Raw genomic sequence first — 16,335 nt, forward strand, 5'->3', positions numbered from 1 at the left:
GCGGATGTGCGTCATAATTATAACCTGGGATACCCAGCCCTTATTTCAAAACGATCTTCTTCACCCGGCACGTAATCCGGATGTCATCTAAAGCCGCTTCAATTTGTTCAAACTCGTAATCGCTGATGGTTACCGAATCCAGCGCATCCCGATAAAGCAGCTTGCGATCGGTTCGCAACTTGTTGATCCGGTGCATCACGGCTGCAACAGTGTTAAAACAATCTCTGTTTTTAATGTCAGCAAGCCGATCAAAATCCTGATCGCAGGGCCAGTCCGCCAGATGAATACTGGTGGTTTCCGTCGCTTCAGCTAAACCCCACGACCATGCCTCTTCGGTGATAAAGGGCAGCGCCGGCGCAAACAACCGCAATAACACACTCAACGCCTGGTGCAGTGTTGCAGCAGCAGATGCCCCCGATCCATCTCCCCCAACAGCGTTTATTAACCTGCCTTTGGCAAGTTCAATGTAAATATCGGTGAACCTTTTATAGAAAAAATCTTCGGTTTTCTTCAGCCCATCAGAAAAACGATAATGCTGGTAATCATCAGTAATGTCGTAAGTCACTGTTTTTAAATCAAGTAAAAATGAAATATCAACAGTCTCAGTGACTTGGCCCATCTTTTTAGGAAACGTGTACACAAACTTTGATGCATTGTAAATTTTGGTCACCAGTCGTTTCCCGGTTTTCATAACACTTTCATCAATTGCCGTATCCCTGCCGAGCCGGGCGTTTGCGGCCCAATACCGTACACCGTCGGCTGTATAATCTTTAAGAAACCGGTCCGGAGTAGCCGCATCGCCCTTACTTTTAGACATTTTCTTCCGGTCCGGATCCAAAACCCACCCGGATATCATACACCTTTTCCAAGGCAGCGCTTCATGGTGCAACAAAGCCTTGACAATTGTATAGAACGCCCAGGTCCGGATGATCTCATGGGACTGTGGTCGCACATCCATTGGAAGGCTGCTCTCTTCACGGTCACAATCAAATCGCCCGGAGATTTGTGGCGTCAAAGAACTGGTGAACCAGGTATCGAAAACATCGCTTTCAGCAGTGAACCCGCCTGGCTGATCCCGCATCTGTTCAAGGTATCCTGGCGGTGTGTCGAGGGTCGGGTCAACGGGAAGATCACTGGCTTCGGGCATCAACGGTGCTGAGTAGTCAACACCGCCCTGTTCATCAAGCCGGTACCAGACTGGAAACGGCACACCAAAAAACCGTTGACGACTGATACACCAATCATACTGCAGGTTTTCACACCAATTCAAATACCGCGCCTGCATATAATCCGGGAACCAGTCAATCGACTTCCCGGCGTCAATAAGCGTTTCCTTTTTATCAAGTATCTTCACGAACCATTGCCGGGTGGCCAGGTATTCCACCGGTTTTTTACCCTTTTCATAGTATTTTTCGGTATGCGGTATACCTTCATCAGTTTTGATGAGTGCAACAGCCCGGTTAGGATCAGAAAGGTCCGGCTCGGCCAGTTGACTGATGATCGTTTGCCTGGCCGCTGAAACGGTTTTTCCAGCAAGCTTTCCATAATAACGATTGGCAGCAGCTGGACTACCTGATTCCCAATTTTTACGACCAAAAACAATATTTCTGAACCGCCCCTGCTTGTTCAGGACCTGCCTCAAGGGAAGTTTTTCTTTTTGCCACCACTCGATATCAACCGCATCCCCAAAAGTGCATACCATCACGATGCCTGTGCCTTTGTCCGGGTCGACGGCTTCGGAAGGGAAAATCGGCACCGCGACACCGAAAAGCGGCGTCAAGGCTTTTTTACCGAACAAGTGACGGTAACGGATATCTTCTGGATGGGCGGTAACCCCCACACAGGCAGGAAGCAGTTCCGGCCGGGTAGTCGCGATAAAAAAAGGATCCTCACTGCCCATCAAAGAAAACCGGATGTGATAAAAATGGGCTATTTTTTCCCGGTCCTCAAGTTCTGCCTGGGCCACGGAGGTTTCAAAATCGACATCCCAGATGCTAGGGGCAAACCGTTGTTCAATATGCCCCTTTTTATAAAGATCCAAAAAGCTGAGCTGTGCCTGTCGAATCGCATTACCACCAATCGTCGAGTACTCAAGATCCCAGTCGCAGGAAAGCCCGCTTTTCATCCATACTGTTTTAAAGGCCGCCTCATCAATCGCTGTCAGCCGGCTGCACAATTCAATAAAATTTTTTCTGGAAATTTTTTCCGGCCGGCCCTTCCTGGTCCTGGCGGTTGCCTGGGCCGGCATATAATCAAAAATATAGTGCTTTCCCGGACTGCATTTCACATGATAATAGTTCTGTACACGCCTTTCCGTTGGAAGCCCGTTATCGTCCCACCCCATGGGATAAAATACATTTTTCCCGCGCATGCGCATGTAGCGCGCAAGGATATCTTTGTGCGTATAGCTGAACACATGACCAATATGCAACGTCCCGGAAACCGTCGGCGGCGGCGTATCAATGGAAAATACGCTCGATCTGGGTGCAGTCGCATCAAAACGATAAATCCCATTGGTCTGCCAGTACGCGTTCCATTTTTTTTCGCAAGCGTCGGCGTCATAGTGCCGGGCAAGCGATCCATGGCCAATCTCTTTTTTTTGTCCGGACATCTGGTCCTCCTTTCATTATGGACACGAACAAAAAAAAAGCCCGTATCCGGAGGATACAGGCTTTTGCGTTCAGTTCGGGTTGATGAAAGCTACAAGACTGCACCTCCTATTGAATACAGGCAGACGACGACACCGACGGTTTTATTGACCGTGTCTTTGTGTATTTCAAAATGAGTGCAGAGGTATGATTTCATCATTATTTATGGCATCCGTTGTTTGCCTTCCTTACCGATAAGTGTGGATTCATGTCAACATGTTTTCTGTCGGCCTAGCCGATGGCAGCCTCGAACGCCGCGCGCACCGTTGCAGGAAACGCCGTTGCCATGGGTTTGCCCTGGCCATCGCGTTTGACCCAAACGCCGCGATGCATGCCGTAGGCGATCTTCTCCCGGCTGTCGTCAGACGCCAGGCGGAAATAATCCACATGAAAGGTCACACTGCACTCACGCAGTTCCTTGACCGCCAGGGTGAGCAGGATCCGGTCGAAGGGCATAGCCTCGCGCAGGTGATCCACACGGCTTTCCAGCGCCAGCAGTTCGCCCTTTTCTCCGATACCGTGATAATAGTCAGGGATCAGGTCATAAAAAAAGCGGTCCCGAATCTGACCCTGCCATTCGTAATAGTTGGCGTAGTAGATATTGCCCACCAGGTTGGCTTGCGCCAGCCCGGTTTCAAAAATCTGTTCGCGCACAATCGGCTGCACCACAGGACCCGAAGGCGCCAGGTAAACGACCGGATCATTGTCGCCGTTAAAAAGGTGGATCAGGGATTCGGCCATGGGCTCAGGTGTATCCGGTGCCTCAAAGCGCGGGCACATATCCTCGATGAACTGGCCGTAATAGGCTGGATAGGGCGCCGCCTTGGCCACGCCCGGCCCCAAGATTTCCACCCAGGTGGTCTGCAGGCGGCAGAAGGCCAGCCGCTGATAGTCTCCACCGGCCATCATTTTTCGGAAATCGTAGGATAGGGTCATGGTGGCGTTTTCCGGTCCGCTGTTGTCGGAAACCCACATCAGAATTTCGATCTGATCGCTGGTACGCCCCTCACCCAGAATTTTCAGGTGCCCATAGTTGGTCACCCCGCCCCATTGCCCACTGGCAAATTGCTCGGCCATTTGGGATAGCACCGGCCAGGCCGAGGCCTCGCGGGTATGCCCCATCCATTTGATAAAGTTTGAAAAATAAATCGTTCGACTCAAATTTGCACTGGGTTTGAAGGTCACCGGCAAGCGCTGCACGAAAACCAGTTGTCCCTGGGGACCGCCTTCGATCATCTCAAAAGGCCTTGTCTGGTAAAGGGGTTCGTATCCCGGATAATCGGCAGTCAACAGGTGCTCGGGGACCCGCGGCACCACTTCATCGACAACCGTCACGGCAAAAATCATGGGCAGGCCCCAGGTCAGACGCACCGCCACAGTCAGAATTTGAATGGACGCGTCCGCATCCTGGCCACAGCGAAACAGCACCGCATCCCGATCTTTTCCGGCCAGCGTCAATTGGCCATCAGTATGGCCGCCGGCCCTGTCCAGGGTCTTCGCGGCCGCCAAAATACGCGTTCCGGCTTCGTCCAACGCCTCACCCTGATCGATCAGGCGGTCCAACAATGGCCGCCGCGCATCTCCCAACAGATGGTTCCAGTCTTTACGGTCACGGGCGTTGATGGTAGCCAGGCAGCATCCCACCGGCCCCGGTGCGCTCACACAAATGACGGTCCGGTCTTCATGGGTGATGGCCACATCCAGCACATGCTGCTCCACGCCGATAATTTCCGGTGTATCGTTTTCTTTCCACGTGATGTCGATGGTGGATGCCGGCAGGTCAAAGCGCTGGCTTGCGGCCGACAATACGCGCTCCAGCACAGGCCGCTGCATGGCTTGACGATCCGCTTGAGCATGCTCAGGCATACCGGGCAGGCAGGCCGACGCCAACACAGGCGCCGACACCGACAGGCGCCGGCAGGCATCTGAAACCACTTTTTGAATTAATTGATGATCGCGATCTTCGGGGAAAACCAAATCGCTGACCTGCGGATAATCATTATGGTGTTTGAGGATTCTCAGCCGGTAATCCTGCAATACGGCTCTGACGGCACCATTCTCACCGACCGCAGTCACCCGATAGATCAAGTCCCTATCCTTGCGGCCGATCTTTTCGGTTCGCACCGTGGCCGGTGAAGATGCGCTGAAGTACTCTGGAAACAAATCCAGCCGTCCGATGGACACGGGCAGGCTGGTATCCTGCGGCGCCAATAGGGCCGCACTTTGAAGCAATGCGTCGGCGAAAAAAGGATCGGCCAGGCACCAGTGGGTGGACGGCATGGAGGCAAACGCCGCTTTTGTCCGTTGCGCTTCTGGCGTCACCCGAGCGGTAATCGTGGCATGGCCTGATTTTTCTCCATGCTCACAAATTTCCCAAACGGATCCGATCCCCTGAAATCGCGGACCTTGGAAAAGCAATCCGGGCCGGTACAGATCGGTTTGCGGATCAAGGGGCAGTGGATCCGTTGCATGGCCGATCACTTCCGGTGCAATATCCTCCGCCCCACCAAAGACCAGGGTCGCAGAAAAGAAATCCGCTGTCACGCCGCTGCCTTTCTTGACAATGTGGGTATGCACCACGGCTTCTCCCCCGCGTTCGGCCTCGGCCAAAACAGCTCTGATTTTTATATCCGCCCCGGATTCCGGATCCACGGTAATGGGCCGCCGCAGCTGGATGTTGCGCAGCTGAACCCGCTTTACCATTGAGCAGCGTCCACACAGATAACTTGCGGCCTGAGCCATGGCCTCCAGACCGAAAACCGTGGGAAACAGGTAGGATCCCTGAAATTGATGGTCAATCAGATAAGGATCGGTGGCAAGGCTGAGATAAGCGGCAAAGACCGCCTCCACCCCGGGTGTCAGATGAACCCGTGTTTCCAGAAACCGGAACCCGCGAGGCTCGTCGGGAAGTGCCTGATGCCAAGTGTCCATTCCGTCAAGGCGAGCGGTGATCAACAGTTGTGAGCATCCCGGATCATGGGTGAAGACCTTGACGAAACGGCTTACCCCTTCATCCGTGGGAATGGCTGCAATGCCTTTTTCCTTTAGAAAGGCCACACTGCCCATACGCGCGCCCATGCCTTCGTCACGCCAGATGCTATAGGCCGCATTGGCGGTCCGCGTCTGGGAATGCGCGGCCGCAAACTCACGCAGGATAATGTCCATGGCCTCATTGGAAAAGCCATACCAACCATTGCCGGGCATGCCGGTTATGCCGATAATCGACCCGATCCCAACGATCAACTTGGGCGGCCGGGTTTCCAGGGCATCCAACAGGTGCAGCAACCCCAACACCTTGGGAGCGGTTTCGGCATATGCCTGCTCCACAGAAACCTGGCCGGTGATGCGCGGATGATTCATCCCGGCACCATGGATGATGCCGGTTACCGGTCCCAGTCGGTCGCCAACCGCCGCCAACATGCGATTTACCGCATCGCGGTCGGTCACATCACAGGCAAAATAATCGGCCACCAGCCCTAAGGCGGCGTATTTTTTCAAAAGGGACTGGATCTGATTGGCAGCATCATCCGCGTCTGCCCGGTCTGGACGAGGAGAACGCCCCACCAATGCCATACGCACGCCGGTCTGGCGGGCCACGGCCAGGGCGCAATGAGCCGTAATTCCTTTGGCACCACCGGTCACCACAATGACATCCTCGGTTGACCACTGAACATCTCTTTTTAAAAATGTGTTCGGTTGGACCAGCCGGGGAGAAAAGGTACGCCGCGTGCGGTCCAGATCATACCCCACGGCGGCAAAAGACTCACTGGTAATCATTTCCGCCAGCGTCTCCCAGGCAATGATCTCTGCCGACAGTGCCGGATTAAAGTCGATCACCCGGACCCGAAGATCGTCCCGTTCCATGTGCAGGCTGGCCCCCAGCGCCATGGCGGCGCAATGATTCAGGCGGGCATAGCGTGGCTGTCGTCCGAAAAATCCGCCGCCAAACTGGATCCAGGCCACGGTGGTACGTCGTCGTGGCGCGCTGGCCGCCGGCGGCACGCAGGTCACGCTGGCACGCATGTGGATCATACGCCGTAAAAGCTGCGACCGCCTGGTTTCCTGGTTGCCGTTTCTGGGTAAAATCACCGCCAAATGAGAATATCCCGAATCCTGGACGAATGCGTGGGCGTCCTTATCATCAAGGGGAACCACTTTGACGAGCGCCCCCCGCTGAAAAAACTGCTGGCCAAGCATTTTGGCCACATCCATGGTGTCATCGCTGTGCAGAATCAACACGCGCGCTTTTTGGAAATCGTTTTCCAGGCGCATGCCCCATGTATCGGGAAGCTGTGGATAAGGGGCCACGGTCAGGTCCATGACATAATTGCGGACCCAGGTCGTCCCGGCGTCAGTGTCCATGACCACAGGCTCGTCACGTTGATCTTTTACAATAATGCGTGCCAGGATTTCACTGATCTGGCGCAAGCTGCGCGAGCGTAGCGGCTCGATATCCAGATGGGCATTGATGCCTAAATCATCGGCAGCTGCCCGAAGCAGGGTATGCAGCTTCTCCACATTAATGTTAAGCCCCTGTTCCACCGGCAGGTCCGCATCCAGCAGATCATCGGGAAATCCGGTCACACGGGTGGCTTGACGCAATAGTTCAGCCAAAACATCTGCCGATGACATTTTCGCGGCCGCCGTGTGATCGTCCGCCTGTGAGCCGGCCGTGCCGGCCTGATCAAGGCTCAGCAGCCGGGCGGCCTCAGCCACCTCCTTCAGGGATGCATTGGCCAGCAACGCCGGATCCGGAAAGCTCACCTTGCAAGTGCTGGCAAAACGGGCAACCAGATCGGCGGCCTTGATGGAATCCAGATTCAAGTCGTCCAGCAGCCTGGATTCCCAAGCAAGGCTCTCTTTGGCAAACCCCGTTACATCGGATACCAGTTGAAACAGGATGTCATGGTCCGGCAGTGGTTGGTCCGCCGGCTCCTGCCGGTCGACATCATCTTGCCCTGGCCGGGCATCGGGATCCCAGAAGGCCAGGTCCGCCTGGACCACCCGGTTGAGAAATGCACCCCGGGAAGTCAAATAGCGACTCACCAGGGCGTCCGGCACACCGCTGAAAGCCTCGGCCAAAATCGGCCCCACCGCCTTCGCCATCACGCTGTCGTCCGTGCCATCCGATGATTCATCAGCCGTCAGGGTTTCGCAAGGATTGACCACAAAGGCCTTTTGCCCGGCCGGCACAAATGGCCGGATCAGCCGATTATCGAAAAGCATTTCCCAATGGATGGGCACACCGTAGGCGAACAAAGACGCCAGCGCACGGTTCAAATCAGAAGCACTGCCGGCACGCCCTTCCAAGGGTATGCAAGGCAGGCCGTCTTTACCCAGAATCGAGCGGACTAAATTACTCAATACGTGCCCCGGACCGATTTCAAGCAGAATATCACAATGGGCGGCCATATTTCTGGCCATGCGGATGAAATCAACTTGCGAGAGAATCTGGTGGGCAAAATATTGACTAAGCTGATTCTCCGGTTGAAGCAGGGCGCCATCCACACTGGAAACAATCGGGCAGGCGGTGGCTCCCAGGCGTCGCTGCAACAGTCTCACCTCTTCCACCTGGCGGGCAGCCGTCCCACAAAGCCGGCTGTGAAACGCACCCGATACGGCAAGCATCACGGCATTGACGCCATTTTCCCGGGCCAGGCGCTCGATGGCGTCGACAGCCATGGCTTCACCGGACAAGACTGTCTGACGGGGGCCATTGAGATTGGCCACGGTCACATAGCCATCCACCTGGGACATCAGTTCCAGGGCCTTGGCCTCATCACATTGCAGGCTGACCATGGCACCGGTCGGCCCGCCGGCCGCCGCCATCGCCTGTCCGCGACGGGCGGCAAAGGTGATCAACATGGTTTCATCAAACGCACCGGCGGCATAAAAGGCGCTCAGTTCTCCCAGACTGTGCCCCCCCACGATTTCAGGGTGAATGCCCAAACGGCTCAGAAACGCCATCCACAGCATCGAGGTCAGACAGATTGCCGGCTGAACATATTCCGTTTGCGCCATGACTGATCGCCAGCGCTCTCTTTCCTCCGGCCCGGGTGCACGATCAATATCCCGGAAAACCAGATGGCTCACCGGAATATCATTAATCTGAGCAGTGATGGCATCGGCCTTTTGCGCCATCTCCCGGGCCCAGGGGAAGCGCTGGGTCAACATGCGGCCCATGTTGAGCTGCTGGGATCCCTGGCCGGGAAACAGAAATCCCACACGGCAATTCACGCGGCCCCTTCCGATCCAAATGTCCGGCTCAATGGCCACGACCGGTCCGGATGGAGCTGGATCAAGCCCTTCCCGCACAGCTTTTTCCAGGTGGCTCAGGCGTCTGACCAAATCATCGGGATGGCCGGCAACCACTGCCGCCCTGACGGGCATATCCGGTGTCACCTGCCGGCTCAGGTCGGCCGACAGGTCAGCCATTTCGGCGATACTGGCGCCTTGGGCCATGTCAAGCAATGTGGCGATCTTTCCCAACATGGAGGCATCACTGTCCGTACCAAAGACAAACACCTCACTTTTCTGAGCATGTACCAACAGCGACGATTCATCCAGGGCCGGGCAAAGGCGGTCGTCCGGAGCGTCCCCAGAGGCAATCGTGATATGGCAGTTAATGCCGCCAAATCCCATGGAAGAGACACCGGCGACAACCCGCTTGTCGGCCTCGACCTGGCGACCCGAACGGACAGGGTAAAGTCGCCTGGCCACACGATCAAACACCTGGTGGGGCTCGTCGCAGCCTGCAGTGGGAGGAATAACGCGCCGATTGACCGCCATGACCGCCTTAATCAACCCGCCAATGCCTGACGCAGCCTTGGTATGACCGATAATGGATTTGAGGGATGTGATGCCGCAAGGCCGCAGCTGCCCCCGGGTAACCGGTGTCTTCCCCAGCACCTTGGCAATGGCCTCCAATTCAGTACGATCCCCAACGCTGGTGCCGGTACCATGACCTTCGATGAAGTCCACATCGGCAATATCGAAAGGCGCCCGGCCATAGGCCCTTTCAAGGGCCAGGGCCTGCCCGGCAACGCTGGGTGCCGTGATCGCCGTGCCGCCCCCATCCGAAGAAATCCCCCAGCCATGAATCACGGCATACACCCGGTTTCCGTCGCGTCGGGCCGCATCCAGGGGCTTGAGCACCATAAACCCGCATCCTTCGCCAGGAATGAACCCCTTGCCGCCACGATCGTACGGTTTCATGTCCCCATCGGACAAGGCTCTGGTTTTGGCAAAACCCACCAGTTCAAAAGGATCCAGACTAATGTCCACCCCGCCCACGATGGCCAGATCCAGGTCGCCGTCGAGAAGGCGTGACGCGGCGTGGGCCACGGCCAACAGCGATGACGAGCAGGCCCCGTCGACGGTGAAACCGCCGCCCATCAAGTTGAGATAATTGCAAATACGTCCGGCAATGGTGTTGGACAAGCCACCGGCCAGGCTATCCTCATCCACTGGCGGGAAAGCCGCCGTATACCGATCCTTGAGGGCCTGGGTAAGCAGTCTGATCTGGCCGTCGTCCAATCCCTGGCCTCGTGCAGCAATCCCCAGGGCCCGGCGCACAAACGGCCAGCGCAGCCGCATGGTGTTGGCCCGGGTCTGCTCACCGGTCAGCGTGTTGCCGATGATCACGCCGGTCTGACGCCCCGGCAGGCTATCCTGGGCATACCCCGCATCGGCAACCGCTGCCAGGCTGGTCTCCAAGGCCAGCCAATGCACAATATCGGTTGTCCGGGTAGTGGAAAACGGGATGCGCCGATCGGCCCAATCAAAATCAAACCCATCGATCAACGCCGCCTGACGAATATAGGTCTTATCGGGTGTTTTTTTGTCCGCGTCATAATAGTCCGCCAGCGGCAGGCGACAATCCGGCATACGCCGGAACTGTCGCCGCCTGGCCAGAACATTTTCCCACAACTCACAGGGTGTGGTAGCGTCAGGATATCGACAGGCCAATCCAATAACAGCGATGGACGGAGACGATGACCAGCGTGACATGCTCGCCCTTCCTTTCATGAAAATAAAATATTTTTAGGCAATTGAGATCAATTGGAGCACAGTCTGGAGGAACTGATAAAGACAGACACAAAAGAATATGAAAGTTTCATGCCAGGTAAATGAGTACTATGTTTTCGTTTGACAATACAATATGTTATTTTGACGGTTAGGAACAGTGTGATTTTAGCTGAATGCTAATGGCTAATTGCACAGCTTAAAATTAACCTCATTGGGTGTGAAAAGAAAAAAAAGCCTGACTACAAAAGAAGGAGAATCAACCATGCCCCCCCTTCGAACCTGTGTGTCACCAAAGGGACGCTTTGTTTATGGCGTTCACCGGCCGCAATTCACCGCGGATAATTTTCGTCAACAGGATCAACTCGCCGATTTGGGTGTATTACCGGACGGTTCAACCCACCGCAATACGGCAAACTTTCCCACCGGTCCGGTGCATGAACCAGCAGCCGACTGGATTTTCGAGGTACCCAATGCGTTCCCCTTCCGGGGAACCACGTACATCGGCAAGGCCTGGGCCGATGCCACGGCAGCCAGACCGGATCGCATTCACCTGCCGCAACCACCGGAGATCTCTTTTTTTTCAGACCATGACAACGAAAAGGCCGCCCACCAGGCGATTCACGCTCTGCCGCGGCCGCTGCAACTCGCTCTGGCAGTGACCTCCACCGACGCCAGGGACCTGTGCACGCTGGCGCATGCGGCCTGCACCTTCTGCGTTGACGAGGGCAACGGTCGCCCCTGGGGATTGGCCTATGAAAAGCGAAACGACGGTCACATACGGGCCGTGATCCATGACGAAGCATTGTTCGAGGCGGTCGCCAACAACCGTCACCTGCCCGACGACTATCAGCAGGCCATGGTTCTGCGCCCCGGTGCCCAGGGTGGAAGCGAGATTATGGGTGAGTGGTACCGGCCAAAGCCCCATAGTCATGTGTTCGAGTATTTACGACGCAACTCCTACATCCCCTGGGGCCATTATGCCGCCAACATGGCCAATGATGCCGTGCGATATCGGGTACAGGATCTTAATGAGCAGGACATGACCGGCATGCGCCACCTTTACTACCAGCGATCGTACACGCGCATGGCGGGTCTGGTAAACCTGAAACCGGCTGATCATGGACAGTCCCTGACCCAGGGTGAACTGGAGACGCTGAGAAAACAAATCATGGAGAAAATCAATCGTGGCCAACCGGTTGATTTCGACCGCACCCTGTGGGGATGGAACTACGGATTCGACTATGCGCCTTCCGGATATCGGCTGCATGCCTCGCATCAGCAGATTCATCAGCAATATGCACTGATTCCGTCAACCGTTCGTCTGCCGCACGGTGATGGTGGTCTGCCCGCTTATGCCTGTGGGGATCTGATCGGTGAGGTGGTCAAAACATTTCGCCGGGAAACCGGCTGTGGTTTTTTCGATTGCTACGAAAAGGCCATCAGAGAAAATTGCCGCATGGATGGAAACGCCACCGCCGAAAAAAGCCTGATTGTGTTTGAAGATGATCAGGTGCTGCTTTTTGTGCCCAAAGCCCAAACATCACAATGGGAACTGCATTTGATACCCAAAACACAAGTGGGCAACATATTCGAAGCCGACACTGTGCTGCGCCGAGCCCTGGACCGGTCCATTCTGATTGCCGTTCAAACCCTGGGCGCCCTGGGCGCCAGAATGATTACCAGCATCGAATACAACAAAGCCATTCAGAAAGGGGATGCCGATCAACGGCTGCTGATGGCGTTCATGCCCCGCCTGCCCGAATCCCCCGGTGCTTTCAGTGAAGCCCAGCTGCGTTTCATCAACGGTCATTATCCCGAAGATTTTGCATTGGCCTGCCGCCGTCATTTGCCAGACACACCACTGCAGGATCATTAACCCGTCGGCGTCCAGCAATTGTAATTATGCCATGTCGACCTTTCCGATTACGATAACGAGCACCGCATAGCTTAATAAGCACGAGCACGACGGGCATTGGCGTTTTTCGTGCTCGTGCGCGTAATTGTAATCGATCATCATTTTTTACTATCGATCGATGAAATTCCCGCTGAACACCTTCAAAATTGCAATTGCTTTGTGGCGACAAAGCAGCTTGACATTGACTATCGCGCAGATTAGCTTACTCCGGCACATATCGCTTTGGAAGCACTAACCATACAATCGTAAGGGCTGAATAAATTGAAAGGAGGCTGCGTTGCCGCCAGTACTCTCCATCGTGGGCAAGTCGAATTCCGGCAAAACCACACTCATCGAAAAAATTATCCCCGAACTCAAACGCCGGGGATATCGGGTCGGCATTGTCAAACACGCCCACCATGGTTTTGAAATGGACCAACGGGGCAAGGACAGTTATCGCCACCAACAGGCCGGTGCCGATGTGGTCATGGTCGCTTCACCGGGTCAGGTCGGAATGGTTAAAAAGTTCACCAGCGAACGCCTGGACGATCTGGTTCCTTTTTTCAGTGATATGGATATTCTGATCTCGGAAGGATTCAAACGTGACAACGCGCCGAAAATCGAGGTATTTCGCAAAGAACAACACGAACAGCCCGCCTGCTTGGCGGACGATACCTTAATGGCCGTGGTGTCCGATACATCACTCTCCGTATCGGTGCCTCAGTTTGCTCTAAATGATATCGATGGATTGACCGAATTTATTGTGACCCGATTCTTACATTCTGATGACAAATAAAGGCCAACCCGTTGACGCCTTGTTTTCACCAGACACGCTCAACGACGGATATGGGTCACCCGATGAATAAGGGGAAAGCTTTCCGAACCAATGGGAACGCGTTTCAATGCCAGGGCGTTATTGGCAATAGCCCCACTTGACCCTGTCGGTTGTCCCGATCATGGCGCCGCTATGATAGGTTGCGGAACCCAGACAGCGACGATCTACGCCGGATCTGCGTTCAGGAATACAGTTGGCATAGGTAAATTTGCGCCGCTCGATTGTCATTCGCCGGTCCAGCATTCCAGGAGTGAAATCAGATACATTGACTGCGTTTTTTTTCATCTTGTTCAACCTTGCTTTTAATTTTTGATCTTCCATTTGCATGTATAACAATTTCGGAAATTGAAGTTTTTCTGAGCAATGTATATGCCAACCTGTTAAAATCAAGAAATACAGTGCATCCCTCACATTTGCAGAAAAGTCAGCGATTCGCAAAGACAACCCCTGCACACCACAGTTACAGTTATTGCACATGATCAGGTGACATTTGATTTGCGATTCGGAATCTGTGCCTGCGGATGAAACGTTGTAGATGAGCACAAAGACAAGCAAGATGGGGTAATTATTTTTTGCCTGCGCCCCTAACTTGTGCTAACGAGTTCAGACCATAGCGGCCGGTCCCTATTGGCATGACCGATTGAGGCATGACAGACCCTCTTTTTGGAAAGCATTGCATCCCATGAAATTAAGATATGGCATCACCGGGAAACTACTGGTCTGGTTTCTTATTGTTATTGCGATCTTTTATGGAACGATCCTAGTCCTTTACATCAATGTCCAAGAGGTTGTCAGATTATCCGAATCCATTGTCGCCAAAAACTACGCGATCACCTCGGCGACCAAAAAAATGATGGAAAGCCTGCTGAGCATGGAGGAAAACAAGCAAAAATACCTCTTGCTCAAAAAGAACGACTATCTGACCTTTTTTAATAAAGCGCAGCGTGAATTCGAAGAAAATTTAACCCAGGTCATGCGCTTGACCGTCATGGGACATACAATTCCAAAGGGTTGGCAGACAATCAACGACGAATACGGTCGATATCCCAATGCAGCGGAGTTATCGGTGTATCTGGCCGACGAGGAAAGAGACCCACAAGTCGTTAATAAATTCTGGATTCCTGAATCGATGATCAATCGTTGGATCAGCAACATATCCGCGCAACGGTTGAAAAACGAACAGGAAATCGAACAGGCGACCCGAGAACTCAATCGCAAGGGACGGGCCTCTGCAAAAAACGGACTCGTCGGATTGGCGGTTTCAAGTGTGGTCGGTCTGCTGGGCCTGTTCTACCTGTCTTATTCTATGATCCGCCCTTTACGCGAATTAATGGAAGGGATCCGCAAAATTTCCTCAAACCGACTCAGCTCCCCCATTGTGGTTCGCAGCAAGGACGAATTTGGCGAATTGGCCCATGCATTCAATGAAATGTCCAACCATCTGCAAAAGGAAGAGCGCATGCGTTCGGATTTCATCTCCATGCTCAGCCATGAAATTCGAACGCCCCTGACCTCCATCCGCGAATCGGTCAATATGATTCGGGAAGAGGTGATGGGCCCCGTCAACCCCCGGCAAGAAAAATTCCTGGCCATCGCCAGCTCGGAAATCAGCCGAATCAGTGATCTGTTAAGTCATTTAATGCAAGCCTCCCGTCTGCAACCGGGCCTTTTGGACATGAACTTGGAACCTATTGATCCCCAAACCTTTGTTGCCGAATGCGTCAACAGCATCAAACTGGCCGCCGAGGCCAAACATATTAAACTGGTTCTGGAACCGGCCGATAGCGTTCCCATGATCAATGGTGATCATCGGCAGCTTCAGCAGGCCATGTTGAACTATTTGTCCAACGCGGTTAAATTTTCCGAACCCGATACCCAAATCGTGGTAGGGATCCGTCATGAGGCGTCAAAAAAGCGCATCTCTTTTCTGGTAACCGATAATGGCCCGGGAATTCTCGAAGAAGACCTTGGCTTGTTATTCAACAAATACTATCGCGGTCAGCGTGAACGCGAGCGGCTTGAAGGTGTCGGCCTGGGGCTCAGCATCGTAAAAAATATTGTCGAATCCCATCAGGGTACAGTATGGGTGAAAAGTGAAGTCGGCAAAGGCAGCACCTTTGGATTCACGCTACCGATAATGGAGGCCCCCTGACCGGGGTCCATCAGCTAAACAGCGATCAATGAATTTGCTTGAAATAATGCGCAATGGCGATTAATAAGGTAAGTTTGGATAGCGGCTACGGTGATCGAAGGCGTTGGGTTAAGTTGAGTTGAAAAACACCGTTTCGAATGGAAATCAAATGACAAGTACATGGCGTCAACATTACACATTGGGTATAATGCTCATGATGATCGGTCTCATGGCAGGCTGTACCCTATTTAACAAGCCCCTTGGCGATAACCCGTTGCCGCCCCCCTCGCCTTCCGATAACGGCCCCTTTGCATATGCACTTTCCATGTACCAAAGGGGAGACTACACCCAGGCAGCAAAGTTGTTCAACGCTCTTTCGCGCCCCAATACCGGCGATGATCAATACCTTAAAGCACAGTTGGGGGAAATTTGTTGTCGGCTGATGTTGTCCGCTTCTGCGGAAGATTTATCCACCGCCAAAAAAATGTGGAAAGATTTGAAGAATACCAGGGCTGGCGATATTTGGCGGGTGGAGCAGATCCTTTTCGACCCGTTGATGGACCGGTTATTGGTTTCGGTTGCAAAGCCAACGGTGATGACACCCGAGCCCCCCAAAAAACAAAACAAAACAGAGCTGACGGTCTTGAAAAAGAAAACAGCGCAGATCACCCAACTTCAACGTCAGCTGGATGCTGTCATGGCGGAAAACCAGATCCTGAAGCAAAAAATAAAGGCCCTGGAAGCCATAGATCAGAATATCCAAAAGAAAAAAACAGAGATGGCCGCGCCTAGTGAATGA

7 protein-coding genes are annotated in these 16,335 nt (G+C 53.8%); 4 read left to right on the top strand and 3 right to left on the bottom strand.

Going from position 1 to position 16,335, the window contains the following annotated elements:
• Window positions 1-40: 40 nt before the first annotated feature.
• Both valS and Dvar_RS39745 read right to left on the bottom strand, forming a co-directional pair.
• Window positions 41-2,611, bottom strand: coding sequence for a valine--tRNA ligase (gene valS / locus Dvar_RS39740; protein ID WP_419658995.1), 2,571 nt, complete (start codon window positions 2,609-2,611; stop codon window positions 41-43).
• A gap of 268 nt (window positions 2,612-2,879) precedes the next feature.
• The gene (locus Dvar_RS39745) at window positions 2,880-10,658 is read right to left on the bottom strand and encodes an SDR family NAD(P)-dependent oxidoreductase (protein ID WP_419658996.1); all 7,779 of its coding nucleotides are present in this window, start codon (window positions 10,656-10,658) and stop codon (window positions 2,880-2,882) included.
• A gap of 280 nt (window positions 10,659-10,938) precedes the next feature.
• Here Dvar_RS39745 and Dvar_RS39750 point away from each other — a divergent pair, with 280 nt between their 5' ends.
• Both Dvar_RS39750 and mobB read left to right on the top strand, forming a co-directional pair.
• A complete protein-coding gene (locus tag Dvar_RS39750; protein WP_419658997.1) occupies window positions 10,939-12,552 on the top strand; it encodes a hypothetical protein in 1,614 nt (537 codons plus the stop codon).
• Between the two features lie 316 nt (window positions 12,553-12,868).
• Complete coding sequence (gene mobB / locus Dvar_RS39755; protein ID WP_419658998.1) at window positions 12,869-13,366, top strand: molybdopterin-guanine dinucleotide biosynthesis protein B; 498 nt, start codon at window positions 12,869-12,871, stop codon at window positions 13,364-13,366.
• A 117-nt stretch (window positions 13,367-13,483) separates the two neighbouring features.
• On the opposite strand, the gene Dvar_RS39760 is transcribed toward mobB, so the two are convergent.
• The gene (locus tag Dvar_RS39760) at window positions 13,484-13,690 is read right to left on the bottom strand and encodes a hypothetical protein (protein ID WP_419658999.1); all 207 of its coding nucleotides are present in this window, start codon (window positions 13,688-13,690) and stop codon (window positions 13,484-13,486) included.
• Window positions 13,691-14,087: 397 nt separating this feature from the next.
• On the opposite strand from Dvar_RS39760, the gene Dvar_RS39765 reads away from it, so the two are divergent.
• Together Dvar_RS39765 and Dvar_RS39770 are read left to right on the top strand one after the other, a co-directional pair.
• Window positions 14,088-15,557 (top strand): sensor histidine kinase, encoded by a 1,470-nt coding sequence (locus Dvar_RS39765; protein WP_419659000.1) that lies wholly within the window; start codon window positions 14,088-14,090, stop codon window positions 15,555-15,557.
• A gap of 148 nt (window positions 15,558-15,705) precedes the next feature.
• Window positions 15,706-16,335 (top strand): hypothetical protein, encoded by a 630-nt coding sequence (locus tag Dvar_RS39770; protein WP_419659001.1) that lies wholly within the window; start codon window positions 15,706-15,708, stop codon window positions 16,333-16,335.

The sequence above is a fragment of the Desulfosarcina variabilis str. Montpellier genome (assembly GCF_048565275.1).
Classification (GTDB): Bacteria; Desulfobacterota; Desulfobacteria; order Desulfobacterales; family Desulfosarcinaceae; genus Desulfosarcina; species Desulfosarcina variabilis.